Here is a 19269-nt window from a genome sequence, read left to right as displayed (position 1 = left end):
GCGTGCACGTGCTTCGGGTCGAGATGTCGGGCTCCTCGTGGATGCTCGGGCGCAGGATGCGGGGAGGGACGGACGCATCAGCCGGCCGGATGCCGAGGGTTTCGTTGACACGTCCACGGACATCTTGCATCATTTGTGACCCGTTCGGGGGGCGTCACGGAAATCGACCGACGAACGCCCGGTGTCCGACCGTCGAACGTGCACGGTGCAACGCGCGGCGAGCCGACGGGTCAGACCCGGGGGATCGGCTGCAACCGCTGCAGCTGCGTCACGTGCCCCGGCTCGAGCTCGTCGAGCGAGGCGACCCCGAGCAGCCGCATGGTCCGCTCGATCTGCTCGGACAGGATCTGGATCATCCGGTCCACGCCGGCCTCGCCGCCGGCCATCAGCCCGTACAGGTAGGCGCGGCCGACCATCGTGAACTTCGCGCCGAGGGCCACGGCAGCCACGATGTCGGCGCCGGACATGATGCCCGTGTCGAGGTGCACCTCGGTGTCCTTCCCGACCTCCTTGACCACGGCGGGCAGCAGGTGGAAGGGGACGGGTGCGCGGTCGAGCTGCCGGCCGCCGTGGTTCGACAGCGTGATGCCGTCGACGCCCAGGTCGGCCAGGCGCTTGGCGTCGGCCAGCGACTGCACGCCCTTGACGACGACCTTGCCCTGCCACTGGTCACGGATCCAGGCGAGGTCCTCGTAGGTGACGGTCGGGTCGAACATGTGGTCGAGCAGCTCGCCGACGGTGCCGGACCAGCGGTCGAGCGACGCGAACGCCAGCGGCTCGGTGGTCAGGAAGTCGAACCACCACCACGGCCGCGGGATCGCGTTCACCACGGTCCGGGCACTCAGCTGCGGCGGGATCGAGAACCCGTTCCGCTTGTCCCGCAGCCGCGCACCCGCGACGGGGACGTCCACGGTGACGAGCAGGGTGTCGAAGCCGGCCTGCTGGGCGCGGGAGACCAGCGCCATCGACTTCTCGCGGTCCTTCCACATGTACAGCTGGAACCAGTTGCGCCCGTGCGGGTTGGCGTCGCGGACGTCCTCGATCGCGGTGGTGCCCATCGTGGAGAGCGAGAACGGGATGCCGGCACGTCCGGCGGCCCGGGCACCGGCCCGCTCGCCCTCGGTCTGCATCATCCGCGTGAAGCCCGTCGGCGCGATGCCGAACGGGTACGACACCGGCGCCCCGAGCACCTGGCGCGAGGTGTCCACCCTCGACACGTCCCGCAGGATCGCCGGCGTGAACTCGATGTCCTCGAACGCCTGCCGCGCGCGGGCCAGTGAGATCTCCGCCTCGGCCGCACCCTCGGTGTAGTCGAACGCGGCCTTCGGGGTGCGGCGGGCGGCGATGTCCCGCAGGTCCCAGATCGTCAAGGCCTGTTCGAGGCGCTGACGCCGACCCGGCAGCGACGGCTTCTTGAACTGCATGAGCGGCGCGAGGTCCCGCACCGTCGGCAGCTGCCGCTTGACCCGCGTGCGAGCGGCGGAGGCGGACCCGGTCGCGGGCGCCGGTGCGCCGGTTGCGGGGTCGATCCGGTGCTGGTCGTCGGTCGTGGTCATGCGTGGCTCCTGACGGGGGATCGATCGGGATCGGCGCGCGACGACGCCGAGGGGGTGTACCGCACGGGCTCGACGCTCCGTGCGACGATGCTGCGGAGTGCCTCCAGTGAAGCCCCTCCGAGGCCCGCGAGTCCGACGGCGCGCGCCTGCACCAGCACGTTGCCGAGTGCGGTGGCCTCGACCGGGCCGGCCACGACCGGCAGGCCGGTGCGGTCCGCGGTCAGCTGGCAGAGCAGCCGGTTCTGCGAGCCGCCGCCCACGACGTGCACGACCCGGATGGCCTTGCCGGTCACGTCGGCGATGGTGCGCAGGGTCTCGGCGTACGCCGTCGCGAGCGACTCGAGGATGCTCCGGACGAACTCCGCGCGCGACGCGGGGGCGCTCAGCCCGTGCGCCGCGCACCACGCGGCGATCCGCGCCGGCATGTCGCCTGGTGCCGTGAACGACTCGTCTGCGGGGTCGAAGACGGGGACCGGGGCGGTGACGGCCGCGGCGGAGACGAGCAGGGCCTCCAGGTCGACGTGGTCGCCACCGCGCTCCCAGGTGCGGACGCTCTCCGACAGCAACCACAGTCCGGACACGTTCTTCAGGAACCGGACGCGGCCGTCGACACCGCCCTCGTTCGTGCAGTTCGCGCGTCGTGCCGCGTCCGACAGGACGGGCGCGTCGAGCTCGACGCCGACGAGCGACCACGTGCCCGACGAGATGTAGGCGAAGTCCGGCTCCGTCGCGGGGACCGCGACGACGGCGCTCGCCGTGTCGTGCGAACCGACCAGCGTCACGTCGGCCTGCCCGCCGACGAGCGCGGCGACGGACGGCAGCAGGGGGCCGAGTCGGTCGCCCGGGTCGCGCAGCGTGGGCAGCAGCCCGGCCGGGAGGCCCGCAGCAGCCCGCACCGCCGGGTCCCACCCACGGGTGGTCGCGTTCAGGACCCCGGTCGTCGAGGCGTTCGTGCGCTCGGCCGCCTCGACCCCCGTCAGCCAGTACCCGAGCAGGTCGGGGACGAGCAGCGCACGCTGCGCGAGCTGCAGCGACGGGTCGCCAGCCCACTGGAACAGGGTGTTGAACGGCAGGTGCTGCAGGCCGTTCCGGGCGTACAGCTCGGTGGCGGCCATCCGGTCGTGCACGGGGACGACACCGCCCTGGTGCCGGTCGTCGCGGTAGTGCGACGGCAGCCCGAGCAGTCGGCCGTCGCGGAGCAGGCCGTAGTCGACCGCCCACGAGTCGATGCCGATGCTGGCGATCGCGGGGTGCTCGGCGAACGCACGCCGCAGCCCCTCGGTCACCTGTCGGTACAGCTCGACGACGTCCCAGTGCAGGGCGTCGCGGCCGGTGCCGGCGTCGCCCTCGTGCAGGGTGACGGGGCCGTTCGGGAACCGTGCGAGGTGGTCCATCCGGACCCCGTCGGAGTCGACGTGGCCGACGATCACCCGGCCGCTGGTGGCCCCGAGGTCGACCGCGGCGACGCTGCCGCTGGTGTGCATGCTCTGCTCCTGCTCGGTGTTCGTCGGTCGTCGCTACCGCAGGAAGGCCGCGGCGACACCGGCGTCGACGGGCACGTGCAGGCCGGTGGTGTGCGAGAAGTCGTCGGTGCAGATGGCGTAGACGGCGTTCGCCACGTTCTCGGGCACGACCTCGCGCTTCAGGATCGTTCGCTGCGCGTAGAACTTGCCGAGGTCCTGCTCCTCGATGCCGTACGTCTTGGCGCGGTTGGCGCCCCAGCCGCTCGCGAAGATGCCGGAGCCGCGCACGACGCCGTCGGGGTTGATGCCGTTGACGCGGACGCCGTGCTCACCGAGCTCGGCCGCGAGCAACCGCACCTGGTGGGCCTGGTCGGCCTTCGTGGCGGAGTACGCGATGTTGTTCGGCCCGGCGAACACCGAGTTCTTCGACGAGATGTAGACGATGTCGCCGCCCAGGCCCTGCTCGATGAGCACCTTCGCGGCGGCCTTCGACACCAGGAACGACCCCTTCGCCATCACGTCGTGCTGCAGGTCCCAGTCCTGCTCGGTGGTCTCGAGCAGGCTCTTGGACAGCGACAGCCCCGCGTTGTTCACGACGAGGTCGAGGCCGCCGAAGTGCAGCAGCGTCTGTTGGATCGCCTGGTCGATCGCGGCGGCGTCCGTCACGTTCGCGGCGACGCCGATGGCCTGGTCGAGGCCGCCGATCTCGGCCGCCGCAGCGGTGGCCTTCTCGAGGTCGAGGTCGGCGATGACGACGGCGGCACCCTCGGCCGCCAGGCGCTTCGCGATCGCCTTGCCGATGCCGGACGCTGCCCCGGTGACCAGGGCGATGCGCGTCGCGAGCTTCCTGGGCGCGGGCATCCGCTGCAGCTTCGCCTCTTCGAGGGCCCAGTACTCGATCCGGAACTTCTCGGCCTCGTCGATGGGGGCGTACGTGCTGACCGACTCGGCACCGCGCATCACGTTGATCGCGTTCACGGTGAACTCCCCGGCGACCCGGGCGGTCTGGGCGTCCTTGCCGTACGAGAACATCCCGACGCCGGGGACCAGCACGATGAGCGGGTCGGCGCCGCGGATCGCGGGGGAGTCCGGCGTCCGGTGCCGGTCGTAGTACGCCTGGTAGTCCGCGCGGTACTGCTCGTGCAGTTCGTGGAGGCGGGCGGTCTGCTCGTCGACGCTCGCCGAGGCCGGCAGGTCGAGGATGAGCGGCTTGACCTTGGTGCGCAGGAAGTGGTCCGGGCAGCTGGTGCCGAGGGCCGCGAGTGCTTCGGCGCGCTCGCTCGCCAGGAAGTCGAGCACGCCGTCGCTGTCGGTGAAGTGCCCGACGACCGGCTTGTCGTGCCCGGCGATGCCGCGGATCGTCGGGGCGAGGGCTGCGGCGCGTGCGCGACGTTCGTCGGTCGGCAGTGCTTCGAACCCCGCTCGGACGCCGCCGAACGGGTCCGCCGTGCCGTGCTCCGCGAGGTACCGCTCGGCGGTGTCGATGATCCAGCGGGAGTTGCCTTGCGCCTCGTCGCTCGTGTCCCCCCACGCGGTGATGCCGTGGCCGCCCAGGATCGTGCCGATCGCCTGCGGGTGGTCACGCTTGACGCCTGCGATGTCGAGCCCGAGCTGGAACCCGGGTCGGCGCCACGGCACCCAGACGACCCGGTCGCCGAAGATCCGCTCGGTCAGGGCCGGACCGTCCGCCGCGGTGGCGATCGCGATGCCGGCGTCGGGGTGCAGGTGGTCGACGTGGGCGGCGTCGACGAGGGCGTGCATCGCGGTGTCGATCGACGGCGCGGCTCCGCCCTTGCCGTGCAGCGTGTAGTCGAACGCGGCGACCATCTCGTCCTCGCGCTCCACGCCGGGGTAGACGTCCTGGAGGGCACGGACGCGATCGACGCGCAGGACCGCGAGGCCCGCCGGGGTGAGGGTGCCGAGGTCGCCCCCGGAGCCCTTCACCCAGAGCAGCTCGACCGGTTCGCCCGTGACGGGGTCGGTGTCGGTGCCCTTGGCGGAGGTGTTCCCGCCCGCGTAGTTCGTGATCCGCGGATCCGAGCCGAGCGCGTTCGAGCGCGCGACCAGCGCCCGGATCGTGGTGTCTGCGTCGGTGCCGTGCGCCTCGGGGTCCACCCGTGCCTCCACTGTGTTCGTCATGTTCCTACGCGCCCCAGCCGGCCTGGACGCCGCCGACGCGGTCCGCCGCGATCGACTGCTGGTACCCGGACTCCAGGTAGGCGCGCATCGGGTTCGCCGGCAGCCCGCGGGACTCGCGCCACTCGGCCAGGTCCTTCCGGACGTCGGTCTGGTACGCGTCCATGAAGACCTCGTTCGCGCCGAGGACGTCGTGCGCCTCTTGTGCGGCGGTCAGTGCGACACGGTCGAGGAGCAGCGCGCGGGCCGTCATCTCCTGCACGTTGAGCACCGAGCGGATCTGGCCGGGGATCTTGTCCTCGACGTTGTGGCACTGGTCGAGCATGAACGCCACGTCGGGGTTGTCGTAGCCGCCGCCGCGGATGACCTCGACCAGGATCCGGAACAGCTGGAACGGGTCCGCGGCGCCCACGATCAGGTCGTCGTCGGCGTAGAAGCGCGAGTTGAAGTCGAAGGAACCGAGCTTGCCGAGGCGCAGGAGCTGCATCACGATGAACTCGATGTTCGTGCCGGGGGCGTGGTGGCCGGTGTCGAGGCAGACCATCGCCTTCGGCCCGAGTGTCGCCGTCTGCACGTAGCTCGTGCCCCAGTCGGGGACGTCCGTGTGGTAGAACGACGGCTCGAAGAACTTGTACTCGAGCACCAGACGCTGATCGGCACCGAGGCGGTCGTAGATCGTCGAGAGCGACTCGTGCAGGCGGTCCTGGCGGGAGCGCATGTCCTCTTGACCGGGGTAGTTCGAGCCCTCGGCGAGCCAGATCTTCAGGTCGCGGCTACCGGTGGCGTCCATCACGTCGATGCAGCGCAGGTGGTGGTCGATCGCCTTCTGCCGGATCGCTTCGTCGACGTGGGTCAGGGCGCCGAACTTGTAGTCGTCGTCCTGGAACGTGTTCGAGTTGACGGTGCCGAGCGACACCCCGTGCTCCTCGGCGTGGCGCTTGAGGTCGGCGAAGTCGTCGACCAGGTCCCAGGGGATGTGCAACGCGACGCTGGGGGCCAGGCCGGTGTACTCGTGCACCTGGGCGGCGTCGGCGATCTTCTCGTACGGGTCGCGCGGGGTACCCGGCGTGCTGAACACCTTGAAGCGGGTGCCGGAGTTGCCGAAGGCCCAGCTGGGCAGCTCGATCTGCTGTCGTGTCAGCTGGTCGGCGATGCCGGCGAAGCTCGGGGTCGATGTCATCGTGTCACTTCCTCGTGTGCGATTGAATCGTTTCATACAGTACGGCGCGCGGCGGTCTGCCGCAACCGTGGTGGTGTGGTGGGCGTCGCTGCCCCGGTGCCGTTCCCCGCCGCACAACCAAAGTGCATTCGAGCCGCGCGATCGTGTGGTTCGAAGGCACTTTGGTTGTGCGACGGACGGGCACCGCGAGCCAGGGGCCTACCCGGCGGGGACCGCGGCGGGGGCGCGGAGGTCGTGCGTTCCGCCGCCGACCCGCTGCTCGGGCGCACCCGGCAGGCGCACCACGGCCGAGACGCCCTCGGGCACGGTCGCCCGGACGCGCAACTCCCCGTCGACGAGCTCCCACCGCACGGCGACGTGCCCGTGCACGGTGTCGAGCGAGGTCTCCGCCCACGTCAGTCCACCGCCCGGCTGCGGCGCGATCAGGACGGCCGAGTACCCCGGTGACAGCGGCGACAGGCCACCCACCACCCGGTGCATCCAGTCCGCCACGGCGCCGAGTGCGTAGTGGTTGAACGAGGTCATCTCACCCGGGTTGATCGTGCCGTCCGGCAGCATCGAGTCCCACCGCTCCCACACCGTCGTCGCGCCCATCGTCACCGGGTACAGCCACGACGGGCACTCCGTCTGCAGCAGCAGCCGGTAGGCGTCCTCCAGGTGGCCCGTCTGCGTCAGCGCGTCGGTGATGAACGGGGTCCCGGCGAAGCCCGTCGAGATCCGGTACCCGGACGCTTCGACCAGCTCGGCGAGACGCTCGCCGGCCACGGCCTGCTCCTGCTCGGACAGGATCCCGAACACGATCGCCAGCGTGTACACCGTGGTCGCGTCCGACAGGATCCGCCCGTCGTCCTGCAGGTAGTGGGTGCGGAACCCGGCCTGGAGGCGCGTGGCGAGTTCCCGGAACTCCGCTGCTTCCGCCTCGTGACCACCCAACAGCTCCGCCGCGTCCGCCACGATCGTCGCGGACCGGTAGGCGCAGATCGTCGCGACGACGCCCTTGTCGGCCTTCGCGTCGGCCGGGGCCTCGGGCGGGGCGTCCGGGTCGAGCCAGTCGCCGAACTGGAACACGGTGTCCCACAGGTCCTCCGGGGACAGGTGGTCACGGACCCGGCGCAGGTGTGCGGCCATCGAGTCGAACTGCTCCTCGAGCACCGCGGTGTCGCCGTACGCCTGGTACAGGGTCCACGGCACCCAGACGCCGGCGTCCGACCAGACGGCGGTCGCGTCGGGCGTGCCGAAGTCCTCGGCGGGGGAGTACTTCAGCACGTCCGGCACCACGAACGGGATGACCCCGTCGGCGTGCTGCTGCTCGAGCCAGACGTCGCGCAGCCAGTCGGCCAGGAACGTGCGCGTGTCGAACAGGTACGAGGCCGTCGGGGCGAACGCGGCGATGTCGCCCGTCCAGCCGAGTCGCTCGTCGCGCTGCGGGCAGTCCGTCGGCACGCTCAGGAAGTTGCCCTGCATGCCCCGGACGACGTTGTCGTGGAAGGTGTTCAGCAGCTCGTGGCTCGACGCGAACGTGCCGGTGCGGGTGAGGTCCGACCCGACCTGCACGGCGGTGACCGCGGCGCGGAGTTCGTCGTGGGTGCCCGGCCAGCCGTCGACCTGCGCGTACCGGAACCCGTGGAACGTGAACCGGGGCTCGAACTTCTCGGGCTCGTCGTCACCACGCAGGGTGAAGTGGTCCGTCGCCTTCGCGGTGCGTAGGGGGCGGGTGCCGAGCTCGTCGTGCTCGAGCACCTCGGCGTGCTGCAGGGTGAGCACGGTGCCGGCCGGGCCGGTCGCGGTGACCCGGAGCCACCCGACCAGGTTCACGCCGAAGTCGAGCAGGGTCGCTCCCGACGGGCTCGTCCAGATCGCCACCGGGGCGATCTCGGCGAGCGGGCGCACCGGCGGCACCGTGTCGGCGACGAGTTCGCGCTCGCCGATGTCGACCGTGTGCACCGTGCTCGTCCGCCCCCGGTGCCCGTCGACGCTGGGCACGGTGACCTCGCCGGGCGTCAGGAACGAGCCGTCGCGGAGTCGGGCGTCGATGTCCTGCCCGTCGTAGAGCTGGTCCGCGGTGATCGCGCTCGACAGGGCCTGCCAGTCGGTGTCGGTCGCGACGTGCTGCTCGTGCCCGTCGGCGAAGGTGATCCGGAGCTCGGCGAACCCGGCACGCTCGTCGGTGTACCAGCCGCCACCGCCGCCCCAGGCCAGTCGTCCGGCGGCCCAGCCGTTGCCGACGACGAGCGCGAGCACGGCAGGCTGGCCGGGGAGCGTGTCGGACAGGTGCTCGGTGACGTCGTGCGAGACGACGCGGATGCGCCACTCGTAGCTCGTCCACCCCGGTTCGAGCAGGTGGTCGGAGACGCGCTGCCCGCCGAGCCAGGCCTCGACGACGCCGAGGGCGCTGACGTCGAGGGTGGCGGCGGTGACGGCGCCGTGGCCGTCGTCGAGGGGGAACTCCCGACGCAGGATCGGGGCGCTGCCGAGGTCGGTGTCGGCCGCGATGAACGGTGCGGTCCAGGTGGTCATGTGGTGGTCCTTTCACGCGACCGGTCGTCGTCGACCGGTGCGGGGGTCGTGGGCCCGGCCGTCCGCCCGGGTGGGCGGTGTGGCGGAGGCGGGGCGCGCCTCCCGGCCGGGGTGGGCGGTCAGCCCTTGACGGCGCCGCTGGTCATGCCGGCGACGATCTGACGGTTGAAGAAGACGTAGAGGATCAGCGGCGGGATCGTGATGAGCAGCACGTCGGTGAACAGCAGGTTCAGCTGGCTGACCGACTGGCTCTGGAACGCGTAGAGCGTCTGCTGCACCGTCGCGTTCTCGGACCCCGGCAGGAAGTACAGCGGGTTCGTGAAGTCGTTGAACACCGTCACCGACTGCACGAGCACGACCGTGATGATCACCGGCTTGAGCAGTGGCAGCACCACCCCGAAGAACAGGCGGATCGGGCCGGCGCCGTCGAGCACGGCGGCCTCGTCGAGTTCCTTCGGGATCGTCGCGACGAACGCCCGGAACAGCAGGATGCAGAACGACAGGCCGAAGGTCGCCTCGATGAGGATCATCCCGCCCATGGTCTTGAACAGGTTGAGCCCCTGCAGCACCCAGATGGTCGGCACGATCGCCGGCGGCACGATGAGCCCCGCCAGCACGAAGAAGTTGATCAGGCCGTTCCACTTGCTCGGCCGCCGCTGCAGGACGTACCCGACCATCGCGGAGAACACGACCATGACGGTGACGCTGCCGACGGTCAGCAGGGCGCTGTTCCAGAACGCGCGGAGGATCCCGCCGTCGCCGCTCTGGAACACCGCCTGCAGGTTCTGCCACAGCTGCCAGTCCGTCGGCAGGCTGAAGCCGAGCTGGTTCGCCTCGGCGGGGTTCTTCGCCGCCTGGAGCAGGACGAACACGAACGGCACCAGGAAGACGACGAAGCTGACGACGATGGCGATCGAGCCGATGATCCACCGGCGGGCACGCCCGGGGTGGCGGTTCCGGCTCGCCGGTGTCGGGCGGCGGCTGCCGGACGCCGGCGCGTGACCGGTCCCGTGGGTGGTGACGGCGGTCACAGTTCCGCCTCCTTGCGGTTGAGGAGCCACGAGACGGGGACCATGATCGCCGTGACGACGACGAACAGGACCACGTTGCCGGCGGTGGACAGGCCGTAGAACCCGGCCTGGTACTGCTTGTAGATCACGCTCGCGATCACGTCGCTGGTGAACCCCGGCCCGCCGCCGGTCATCGCCCAGATCAGGTCGAACGACCGCAGGCCGCCGATGAGCGACAGGATGATGACCGTGCCCATCGCGGGGCGGGACAGCGGCAACGTGATGTTCCGGAAGATCGACCACGCGCTCGCGCCGTCCACCCGTGCCGCCTCGAAGTACTCTTGCGGGATCGCCACGATGCCGGCGATGAAGATGAGCGTCGCGATGCCGACGCCCTTCCAGACGTCCACCGCTGCGACGCTCCACAGGGCGAGCGCCGGGTCGGTCAGCCAACCAGGGGTGGGCAGGCCGACCGAACCCAGCACGCCGTTGATGATCCCGTGGAACGGGTCCATCAGCGCCTTGAACGTGATGCCGATGCCGATGGTCGACACGAGCACCGGGAAGAACACGACCGCCCGCAGGTAGCCGCGCCCCAGCACGGGCGACGTGAGGAGCAGGGCGAGGGCGAGTCCGAGGACCACCTTCGCCGCGCTCGTCACGAAGCCGTACTGGAAGGTGTGCACGAACCCGGAGACGAGCTGCGGGTCCTGGAAGAACCGGACGAAGTTGTCGAAGCCGATGAAGGTCTGGTCGAACAGCGTCCAGCGGGTGAGCGAGAAGTAGAACCCGGCGAAGGTCGGGACCGCGAAGAACACGACGTACAGCGCGATCGCGGGGATGAAGAACCACGCGGGGTAGAACGAGCGCATCCGCTTGCGCGCTGGTCCGGGGCGGCCGGCCTTGCGTGTCTGCGGCGGGGCCACCGCCGTCGTGAGGGTCGCGGTCACACCGATCACCAGCCCTTGATGCCGAGCTGCTGTGCCTGCTGGACGACGTCGTCGTCGTACTGGTCGGCGCCCTTGCTCGCGGTGGTGATGCCCGAGCCGACCTGCACGCAGATCTTCTCGAGGTTCGGGCCCTTGATCGGGGACAGGAACTCGAGCGCGGGGCTCGCCTTGCCGTCGTCCAGGTACTTCTGCAGGTCGTCGATCATCGGGGGCACGTCGTCCGGCAGCGAGCAGGTCGAGATGACGTACGGGCCGGCGGGGGTGCCGGTGTCGTTCTGCACCTGGCAGCCCTCGGTGGAGTTCGCGAAGGCGATGAACTTCTTCGCCGCCGCCAGCTTGTCACCGGTGGTCGTCTTCGGGATGTACAGGCCGTTCGGCTCCCAGATCGTCAGGTTCGTGTCCGCGGCGTCCTCGGCCGGCAGGGCGAACGCGCCGATGTCGTCGACGGCGTCGGGGGAGTCCTGCTGGATCGCGGAGATCGCGTTCGTGAGCATCGGGTACTGCGCGCCGGTGCCGTCGGCCAGCATCTTCAGGCCGTTCGCCTGCGTGGCCGAGGCGTAGTCCTCGTTGTAGAGGTCCTTGTCCTTGCCCTCGGCGAGGTGCTGGAACCCGGCGAGTGCGGGTTCGTCGGCGTAGGACTCCTTGTTGGCGGTGTAGTCGTCCGCCCACTTCTCGTCCTGCGCGGTGATGTTCGCGAAGTCACCGAGGACGAACAGCTGGCTCGTCCAGGTGTCGCCGTAGGTCTGGATGATCGGGGCGACGTCGCCCGCGTCCTTGATCTTCTCGCTGTTGCTGATGAACTCGTCCCAGGTGGTCGGGACCTTGAGGCCGAGGTCGTCGTAGACCTTCGTGTTGTAGAGCACCGCACCGCCGAAGCTCGTGCCGAACGGGGCGCCGTACATGCCCTTGTCGGTGCTGACGACCTTGGTGAACTGCGGGTCGACGTCGCCCGCCCACTTCTCGTCGGACAGGTCCACCAGGGTGTTGTCCGGGTTGAGGGCCTGCATGAGCGAGCCGGAGTTGTAGTTGAAGACGTCGGCGGCCTCGCCGGTCGACAGGCGGGTCTTGATCAGGTTGTCGCCGTCGGTGCCCTGGGGTCGGGTGTCGAACTTGACGGTGATGTCGGGGTTGGCCTTCTCGAAGGCCTCGATGAGCGGCTTCGCGGTGGCCGCGGTGGCCGGGGCGTTGTCGGCCTGGTAGGTGATCTCGACCTTGCCGCCGCCTTCGTCGGCGGAGCCGCCGGACGAGCACGCTGCGAGCCCGCCGATCAGGACCGTTGCGCCGCCGATGGCGATCGCGCGCTTGGTCATGGAACGAACTGACATTCCTTACCTCCTCGTAAGGCCCGGGGCTGGGGTACCCCGGGTGAAACGGACCCGGATCCCGCGCCGTCGCGGGGTCCGGTTACTGCGTTTTAGAACGTTTCAATCAGGATGGAACCACGCGGATTGAAGCGTGTCAATCGCTGTGCCGATTTCGTTACGCGATCCCGCAGCTCGCTCACTTGTCCATTCGTCTGGTGCGAGGTTCCACACTCCGTGACGGGCTCGCGGGCTCGCACGGAGTGCGGCACCTCGCACCGAACCGACCTGCGGTGCTGCACCGTGCAGTGGTCGCGCCGCCCGCCGGCCGGGAGGCCCGTGCCGGCCCCGCCCCGCGCCTCCCGTCCGGTGCCCGGTCGCGTCCGCGGGCCCGCGTCGCCTCGTGCGCGCCGGCGCGCCGGCCCGTGGCCCGCTCCCGCTGCCCGCACCGCCCGTGCGCGCCGACGTGCCGGCCCGCCGCCCGTGGCCCGCGAAGGCGACAGCGCGCCGCCGAACGTTCGCGCCGATCTGTCGCTCTGGCGGACCGGACGGCGTGGCCACCTGCGGATGTGTCGCTCTCGCGGGTTGGTCCGCCGCCGGTCAGGCCTCGGTGCGCCTCGGGTCGCTCGACGTGATCGTGCCCGCGACGGCGGCCGCGGCGGCTGCTGCGGCCGCGCCCTCGCGACCGAGCGTGCTCTCGCGCGGCACCAGCTCGCTGCCGAGCACGACGGTCCGGTGCACGTGCATCGGGTTGGTGAGTTCCTCGAGCAGCAGTTCCACCGCGGCCGCACCCATCTCCGAGCCGTGCATCGTCACCGAGGTCAGCGGCACCGCACCGCCCCACGCCACGGAGTTGTGGTCGCAGCCCGACACGGGGATGTCCTCGGGAACGCGGATCCCGGCGGCCCGGAGTTCGGAGACGACGGCCATCGCGAGCAGGTCGGTCACACCCAGCACCCCGTCGGGGCGTTCGTCCTCGGGCATCCGGGCGATGCGGAGCCCGGCGTCGGTGCCACCCGGCGGGTCGATGTCCCCGGCGTCGACGTCGACGAGCTCGACCCCCGGGTGCTCCGCGACGGCCCGCAGCACCCCGGCCCGTCGGCGGTCGACGGGCTGCAGGTCCGGACGGGCGCTCACGAACCCGATGCGTCGGCAGCCGCGGTCGATCAGGTGCTCGGCCGCCAGGAACCCGGCCTGCTCGTTGTCCACGACCACCGCGCACGCGTCGAGTTCGGTCGGTTCGTAGTTGACGTACACGACGGGTCGGCCGTGGCGCCGCGCGACCTCGACCTGGTCGCGGGACTCCGTCATCGAGGCGAGCAGGATCCCCGACACCCGGGCGCTCTCGAGGTAGGCGAGGTGTTCGCCCTGCGCCTGCAGGTCGTCCTCGCTGCTGGCGATCAGCAGGGTGAAGCCGCGTTCCCGTGCGGCCAGCTGTGCGCCGTTGACCATGTCGCTGAACAGGGAGTTCCGCAGCGACATCACCACCAGGCCGATCGCGCGCGTGCTGCCGGACACCAGCGCCCGGGCGTTGCGGTTCGGCGTGTACCCGAGCGCGTCGATCGCGTCCCGCACGCGTGCGGCGGTCGCGTCGGCGACCCGCTCAGGGTGGTTCAGGACGTTCGAGACGGTCGCGAGCGAGACCCCGGCCCGGGCTGCGACGTGGTGCACGCTCGGCGGACCGTCGCGCCGGGGGACATGCACCATGCTCCGATCGTAGGCGGCGGGGGAGCCGTGTCCGGACCGCGCCCTAGGCGTCGGCGACGGAGGACTGCCGCACCACGAGCTCCGGTGTGAACTCCACGTGCTCGAGGTCGATGTCCTGCCCCTGCTCGACCTGCTTCGTCAGGAGTTCGATCGCGCGACGACCGAGGTCCTGCGCGGGCTGCCGCACCGACGTCAGCGGGACCACGGCGGACTCGGCGAACGCGATGTCGTCGTAACCGACGATGGCGATCTGCTCGGGCACCGCGATGGTGCCGCGCATGATGAAGGCCTGTTCGAGCCCGACGGCGAGCAGGTCGTTGGCGGCGAAGACGGCGTCCGGGCGTTCGGTGGCCGGCCGTGCCTGGATCGCTTCGCCGATGCGGCGCCCTTCGAGCACGGACAGCGAGGTGGTCGGCAGGGCTTCGAGCCGGATGCCCGCGGCCTGTGCGGCGGCGAGTGCCCCGGCGTGCCGGTCGGCGACCTGGCGGATGCCGAACGGCCCGCCGACGAAGGCGATGTGGGTGCGGCCGATCGCCGCGAGGTGCTCGACCGCGATGCGGCCGCCGGCGATGTCGTCGACCGAGATCGAGGCGAAGTGCTCGTCGTCGGCGCGACGGTCCACCAGCACCACGGCGGTGCCCTGGTCACGCAGCCGCGCGAGGCGGGACAGGTCGTCCCCGGCGGGGGAGATCAGGAGTCCGGCGACACGGCGTTCCTCGAACAGGTCGACGTAGGTGCGTTCGCGGTCGGTCGACTCGTCGGAGTTGCCGATCAGCACCGCGAGGCCGTTGTCCATCGCGGCGTCCTCGGCACCCCGGGCGACGTCGGTGAAGAACGGGTTGCCGCCGTCGAGCACGATGAGCCCGACGGTGGAGCTGCGTCCGGCCCGGAGCTGCCGTGCGGAGTCGTTGCGCACGAACCCGAGCGTCGCGATCGCCGACTGCACGCGTTCCACCGTGCCGGGAGCGACCTTGTCGGGGCGGTTCAGCACGTTCGACACCGTGCCGAGGGACACGCCCGCGAGCGCTGCCACCTCTCGCACACTGACCGCCATGTGGCCATCCTGGCATCGGCGCGGTCCGCGCGGTCGGCCCGCGCCGTGATCTGTGGAAAACGCGGACGGGAGGCGCGGGGCGGGCCGGTGCCGGGCCTCCCGTCCGTGGGGTGGTCGCGTCCACTGCCCGCGCACGGTGCGAGGCGCGACCTCGCACGGTGCGAGCGCCCCCTCGCACGACGCGAACGCCCCCTCGCACGGTGCGGGCGCAACCTCGCGTGGGGCGAGCGCCCCCTCGCACGGTGCGAGGAGCAGCCGTGCGAACCCGCTCTTGCCAGCGCGCGCACCGGAGCGCTATCGTCCTCGTCGTCCCGTTGAAACGATTCACCGACGAACACGCGAACGGAGGACCAATGGCGGTCCGCATCGGAGCCCGGAACACCACGGGCTGGAAGGCCACTGTCTCGGTGGCCATGTCGAACTACATCGAGTCGGGGTCGATCATCGCGATCGCCACGAGCCTCAGCCTGTGGCAGGTGGAGTTCCGGATCGGCGACCTCGAGGTCGGCCTGCTCGCGAGCCTGTCCGCGAACGCCTTCGGTGCCGCCGTCGGCGCGATCGTCGGCGGACCGCTGTGCGACCGGTACGGCCGGAAGTTCATCTACACGTACGACCTGCTCCTCTACATGCTCGGCATCCTGCTCGCGGTGTTCGCCGGCAGCTACGGCATGCTCCTGGTCGGCTTCATCCTGACCGGCATCGCCGTCGGCGCGGGCGTCCCGGCGAGCTGGACCTACATCGCCGAGCAGGCCCCCGCGGACAAGCGTGCGGCCCACGTCGGCACGGCACAGCTCGCGTGGTCGATCGGGCCGATGGTCGGGTTCGCCCTGGCGATCGCCGCGGCACCGCTCGGCCTGCTCGGCAGCCGCCTCATCTTCGCCCACCTGTTCGTCGTCGCCGCGATCGTGTGGTGGCTCCGCCGCGGGCTGCCCGAGTCGGCGATCTGGAAGGACGAGCGCGCGGCCACCGGCACGGCGAACTTCTTCCACGGGATCACGCAGCTGTTCAGCCGCCGGAAGAACCTGACCGCGATGCTGTTCCTGTTCGGCGTCTACGCGCTCTGGAACACCGTCGCCGGGCAGGCCGGCATCTTCCAGCCCCGGGTGTACGCGGCGACCGGGGTCACGAGCGTCACCGAGCAGTACGGACTGCAGATCCTGGTCTGGGGCTGCACGGTGGCCGCGACGTACTTCGGCTTCATGCGGTACGCCGACCGGGTCAGCCGCCGCGCGCTCTACGCCGCCGGCGCCGTGCTGGCGATCATCGCGTGGGCCGTGCTCATCTACGCGCCCGCCAACCTCGGCACCCTGCTGTTCTTCGCCGTGGCGTGGGGCATCTCGTCGGGCATCGGCGCGCAGGCGTTCTACGGCCTGTGGACGAGCGAGCTCTTCGCCACCCGGTATCGCGCCAGCGCCCAGGGCGTGCTGTTCCTGGCCGCCCGCGTCATGGTCGGCCTCTTGAGCATCTGGTTCCCGCTGCTGCTGTCGGACATCGGGCTGCGGGCCCTCGGCGGCCTGATCCTCGGGCTCCTCGCGCTGTCGTTCCTGGTCGGCACGATCTGGGCGCCGCGCACCCAGGGCAAGACCCTCGAGGCGATCGAAGCCGAGCGCTACGGCACCGTCACCACGGTCACCGGGACGGTCCGCACCGCCGACGAGCGAACCGTCCACGACGCCGAGCAGCGTCGCCGCGAACAGGCCGGACGGTGACCCGCGTTTGCTTCCGGCTGCAGGTGCAGGTCGAGCTGCTCGACGCCTACCGCGAGCGGCACGCCGCCGTGTGGCCGACGATGCTCCGGGCGATTGCGGCGGCGGGGCGGCGGAACTACTCGCTGTTCCTCGACGACGACGGACTGCTCATCGGGTACTACGAGACGGACTCGGTGGCCGATGCGGACGCCGCGCTCGCCGCGTCCGAGGTGGCCACGGCGTGGGAGGCGCACATGCAGGACCTCTTCGCCGGAGCCACCGGGCGCGCCGACCAGACGGCGCGGGTGCTGCCCGAGGTGTTCAACCTCGAGGACCAGCTGGCCGCAGCACCGGACTGACGGTCGGACGCAGACTTCGTGAGCAGGAATGGTCGGGTCCGCCGGCGCGACCCGACCATTCCTGCTCACCAAGCGCCCGCAGCACCGGACTGACGGGGGCCGTGGCTACCGTGGACGCATGCAGCCGCCAGCAGCCGGGACCCTCCGCATCCTCCACCTCTCCGACACCCACCTGACCGGCGACGGAGCCCTGCACCAGGGCGCGGTCGACACCACGGCCGCGCTCGAACGGCTGCTCGCCCACGTCGACGAGGTGCCCGGCATCGGGCTGGTGGTCGTGTCCGGCGACGTCTCCGAGGACGGCACCCCCGAGTCCTACGCGACCGTGCGGGACCGGGTCGGCGGCTGGGCGGAGCGGCACGGTGCAGCCTTCGTCGCGGTCCCCGGCAACCACGACCTGCGCGAGGGCTTCCGGCAGGTCCTGGCGAACGGGCACGTCCTGGGCCAGGGCGGCACGGCGCTGATGCACACGATGGAGTACCTGCCGCCGACGGTCCCGGTCTCCGGGCAGTCGGTCGTCGGCGGGCGTCGGATCGTGACCGTCGACACGAGCGTCCCGGGTGCCGGGTACGGCGAGCTCAGCGACACGGCGCTCGAGCACCTACGCACAGTCCTGGCCGAAGGTACCGGCAGTGGCTCGGACGACGCCCCGCACGGCACCGTCGTCGTCCTGCACCACCCGCCGCTGCCCGCCCCGACCGAGCTGCACGAGGCCCTCCGCCTGCAGAACCCCGAGGCGCTCGCCGACGTCATCCGTGGTTCCGACGTGCGGGTCGTCCTCGCCGGCCACTACCACCACCACTTCGCCGGGTCGCTCGCAGGCGTCCCGGTCCTCGTCGCCCCCGGTGTCGCGAACGACACCGACATCGTCGGGCCGTACGACGAGGAATCGGCCGTCGTCGACAGCGGCGCACTCGTCGTCGACGTCGCCGCGGACGGCTCCGTCTGGTCGACACCGGTCCGCGTGCCCCGGGGCGACGCCGACCCGCGGGCGTTCCGCCTCGACCCCGAGACGGTCCGCGCCGTCATCGCGGCCGCCGGCAAGCACTGAGCCCGGTCCCCACGCGCCCTGGACGCGCGTGACGACGGACTGGAGGCCCGTGGCGGCGCCGCCACGGGCCTCCAGTCCGCCGTCTGGTCACGTCCACAGCCGCGGTACCCCACGTCTTCGGGTTGCGTGCGGGAACACCGAGTAGCACGGACGCACACCTGGAGCGAAGGAGCACCCATGCGAGTCGGCAGTGCAGTGCAGTACGACCGGTACGGCGACTTCGACGTCGTCGAGCTCGTCCCCCAGCAGAAGCCCGAGGCCGGACCGGGCGAGATCGTCGTCGAGATCGTGGCCGCGGGCCTGAACCACATCGAACGGTTCCTGCGCGAGGGGAAGCTCCGCGACCACGTCGACCTCGAGTTCCCCGCACACCAGGGCGTCGACTTCGCCGGCATCGTGCGCGCGCGGGGCGACGGCGTGAAGGACCTCCGCATCGGCGACGAGGTGATGGGGCACGCGCCGACCGGCGGCGCCCACGCCACCTGGATCGCGGTGCCGCGCGGCGCCGTCATCAAGAAGCCGGAGCACGTCGGGTGGGAGGTCGCCGGCGGCCTGTACCTGGCGGGCTGCACCGCGGTGTCGGTCGTCCGGTCGCTCCGGCTCGGACCGCAGGACACCGTCGTCATCTCGGCCGCAGCCGGTGGCGTCGGACACATCGAGTGCCAGCTGGCGCACGACGCCGGCGCGACCGTGATCGCCCTCGGCAGCCCCCGCAACCACGACTACCTGCGGCAGATCGGCACGCTGCCCGTCGCCTACGGCGAGGGCGAGGAAGACCGCATCCGCGACATCGCCGACGGTCGGCCGATCACCGCGTTCATCGACAACCACGGGGAGAGCAACGCCGAGCTGCTGGCCGAACGTCTCGGCGTCGGCCAGGAGCGGTTCGTGTCGTCGGAGGAGCGCCGGGACATCGAGGTCCGGTTCCTCCGTGCACCCGCCGAGGACGAGGAGACCCGCGAGCTGCTCACCCTGCTGGCGAAGGCCGTGCAGGATCGCCGGGTGCAGGTCCTGATCTCGGGCTTCTACCCGTTCGAGTACATCGTCGAGGCGTACGAGGACCTGGCGGAGATGAAGTCCCGCGGCAAGGTCGTGATCGGGATGCAGACGGTGGAGACCGGGGCGCGGCTCGACTGGTACCGCTCCGAGAAGGCCCGTGACCTGCGCGACCGGTACGCCGATGCGCGGGGGACCGACACGGAGACGATGGCCGGCGGATCGGCGTCGCCGGCGAGCTGAACGAGCGGAGCGAGCGGAGCGTCGCAGGGGCCCGACACCTTCGTGCCGGGCCCCTGCC

At 71.1% G+C, this 19269-nt stretch carries 14 protein-coding genes; 4 read left to right on the top strand and 10 right to left on the bottom strand.

Going from position 1 to position 19269, the window contains the following annotated elements:
- Window positions 1-230: 230 nt before the first annotated feature.
- The 10 genes from ORG17_RS13040 to ORG17_RS12995 all read right to left on the bottom strand — a co-directional run bounded on the left by ORG17_RS13040 (window position 231) and on the right by ORG17_RS12995 (window position 14874).
- Window positions 231-1556 carry an alpha-hydroxy acid oxidase gene (locus ORG17_RS13040; RefSeq protein ID WP_214527869.1) on the bottom strand — a complete coding sequence of 442 codons (1326 nt, stop codon included), beginning with the start codon at window positions 1554-1556 and terminating at the stop codon, window positions 231-233.
- Window positions 1553-3040 (bottom strand): rhamnulokinase, encoded by a 1488-nt coding sequence (locus tag ORG17_RS13035; protein WP_214527870.1) that lies wholly within the window; start codon window positions 3038-3040, stop codon window positions 1553-1555. The genes ORG17_RS13040 and ORG17_RS13035 overlap by 4 nt, the downstream gene beginning before the upstream one ends.
- A gap of 33 nt (window positions 3041-3073) precedes the next feature.
- The gene (locus tag ORG17_RS13030) at window positions 3074-5158 is read right to left on the bottom strand and encodes a bifunctional aldolase/short-chain dehydrogenase (protein WP_214527871.1); all 2085 of its coding nucleotides are present in this window, start codon (window positions 5156-5158) and stop codon (window positions 3074-3076) included.
- Window positions 5159-5162: 4 nt separating this feature from the next.
- Window positions 5163-6335 (bottom strand): L-rhamnose isomerase, encoded by a 1173-nt coding sequence (rhaI, locus tag ORG17_RS13025; protein ID WP_214527872.1) that lies wholly within the window; start codon window positions 6333-6335, stop codon window positions 5163-5165.
- Window positions 6336-6533: 198 nt separating this feature from the next.
- On the bottom strand, window positions 6534-8852 hold the full coding sequence (locus tag ORG17_RS13020) for a family 78 glycoside hydrolase catalytic domain (RefSeq protein WP_214527873.1): 2319 nt from the start codon (window positions 8850-8852) through the stop codon (window positions 6534-6536).
- 119 nt (window positions 8853-8971) lie between these two features.
- Window positions 8972-9778, bottom strand: a complete 807-nt coding sequence (locus tag ORG17_RS13015; RefSeq protein ID WP_027466211.1) for a carbohydrate ABC transporter permease — start codon at window positions 9776-9778, stop codon at window positions 8972-8974.
- Between the two features lie 101 nt (window positions 9779-9879).
- The gene (locus ORG17_RS13010; protein ID WP_035809020.1) at window positions 9880-10812 is read right to left on the bottom strand and encodes a carbohydrate ABC transporter permease; all 933 of its coding nucleotides are present in this window, start codon (window positions 10810-10812) and stop codon (window positions 9880-9882) included.
- A gap of 5 nt (window positions 10813-10817) precedes the next feature.
- Window positions 10818-12137 carry an ABC transporter substrate-binding protein gene (locus ORG17_RS13005; protein ID WP_214527875.1) on the bottom strand — a complete coding sequence of 440 codons (1320 nt, stop codon included), beginning with the start codon at window positions 12135-12137 and terminating at the stop codon, window positions 10818-10820.
- A gap of 576 nt (window positions 12138-12713) precedes the next feature.
- Window positions 12714-13820: a LacI family DNA-binding transcriptional regulator gene (locus ORG17_RS13000; RefSeq protein WP_214527876.1), complete on the bottom strand. Its 1107-nt coding sequence runs from the start codon at window positions 13818-13820 to the stop codon at window positions 12714-12716.
- A gap of 43 nt (window positions 13821-13863) precedes the next feature.
- Window positions 13864-14874 (bottom strand): LacI family DNA-binding transcriptional regulator, encoded by a 1011-nt coding sequence (locus ORG17_RS12995; RefSeq protein ID WP_214527877.1) that lies wholly within the window; start codon window positions 14872-14874, stop codon window positions 13864-13866.
- 353 nt (window positions 14875-15227) lie between these two features.
- Here ORG17_RS12995 and ORG17_RS12990 point away from each other — a divergent pair, with 353 nt between their 5' ends.
- From ORG17_RS12990 to ORG17_RS12975, 4 genes are all read left to right on the top strand, one after another.
- Entirely contained in the window at window positions 15228-16583 is a 1356-nt protein-coding gene (locus ORG17_RS12990) for an MFS transporter (protein ID WP_214527878.1), read from the top strand.
- Complete coding sequence (locus tag ORG17_RS12985; RefSeq protein WP_214527879.1) at window positions 16580-16921, top strand: L-rhamnose mutarotase; 342 nt, start codon at window positions 16580-16582, stop codon at window positions 16919-16921. The genes ORG17_RS12990 and ORG17_RS12985 overlap by 4 nt, the downstream gene beginning before the upstream one ends.
- A gap of 118 nt (window positions 16922-17039) precedes the next feature.
- Window positions 17040-17972 (top strand): metallophosphoesterase, encoded by a 933-nt coding sequence (locus ORG17_RS12980; RefSeq protein WP_214527880.1) that lies wholly within the window; start codon window positions 17040-17042, stop codon window positions 17970-17972.
- Between the two features lie 177 nt (window positions 17973-18149).
- Complete coding sequence (locus ORG17_RS12975) at window positions 18150-19211, top strand: NADP-dependent oxidoreductase (protein ID WP_051596869.1); 1062 nt, start codon at window positions 18150-18152, stop codon at window positions 19209-19211.
- Window positions 19212-19269: the final 58 nt, after the last annotated feature.

This window comes from Curtobacterium flaccumfaciens pv. betae (assembly GCF_026241855.1).
GTDB lineage: Bacteria > Actinomycetota > Actinomycetes > Actinomycetales > Microbacteriaceae > Curtobacterium > Curtobacterium flaccumfaciens.
This window is presented reverse-complemented; position numbering and strand designations above follow the sequence as displayed.

What these genes read in the sequence shown, in the direction of transcription:
- ORG17_RS13005 (WP_214527875.1), bottom strand. Translation starts at nt 12,137, where the DNA reads ATGTCAGTTCGTTCCATGACCAAGCGCGCGATCGCCATCGGCGGCGCA.
- ORG17_RS13020 (WP_214527873.1), bottom strand. Translation starts at nt 8,852, where the DNA reads ATGACCACCTGGACCGCACCGTTCATCGCGGCCGACACCGACCTCGGC.
- ORG17_RS12975 (WP_051596869.1), top strand. Translation starts at nt 18,150, where the DNA reads ATGCGAGTCGGCAGTGCAGTGCAGTACGACCGGTACGGCGACTTCGAC.
- ORG17_RS13030 (WP_214527871.1), bottom strand. Translation starts at nt 5,158, where the DNA reads ATGACGAACACAGTGGAGGCACGGGTGGACCCCGAGGCGCACGGCACC.
- ORG17_RS13035 (WP_214527870.1), bottom strand. Translation starts at nt 3,040, where the DNA reads ATGCACACCAGCGGCAGCGTCGCCGCGGTCGACCTCGGGGCCACCAGC.
- ORG17_RS13040 (WP_214527869.1), bottom strand. Translation starts at nt 1,556, where the DNA reads ATGACCACGACCGACGACCAGCACCGGATCGACCCCGCAACCGGCGCA.
- ORG17_RS12990 (WP_214527878.1), top strand. Translation starts at nt 15,228, where the DNA reads ATGGCGGTCCGCATCGGAGCCCGGAACACCACGGGCTGGAAGGCCACT.
- ORG17_RS12995 (WP_214527877.1), bottom strand. Translation starts at nt 14,874, where the DNA reads ATGGCGGTCAGTGTGCGAGAGGTGGCAGCGCTCGCGGGCGTGTCCCTC.
- ORG17_RS13000 (WP_214527876.1), bottom strand. Translation starts at nt 13,820, where the DNA reads ATGGTGCATGTCCCCCGGCGCGACGGTCCGCCGAGCGTGCACCACGTC.
- rhaI (WP_214527872.1), bottom strand. Translation starts at nt 6,335, where the DNA reads ATGACATCGACCCCGAGCTTCGCCGGCATCGCCGACCAGCTGACACGA.
- ORG17_RS12980 (WP_214527880.1), top strand. Translation starts at nt 17,040, where the DNA reads ATGCAGCCGCCAGCAGCCGGGACCCTCCGCATCCTCCACCTCTCCGAC.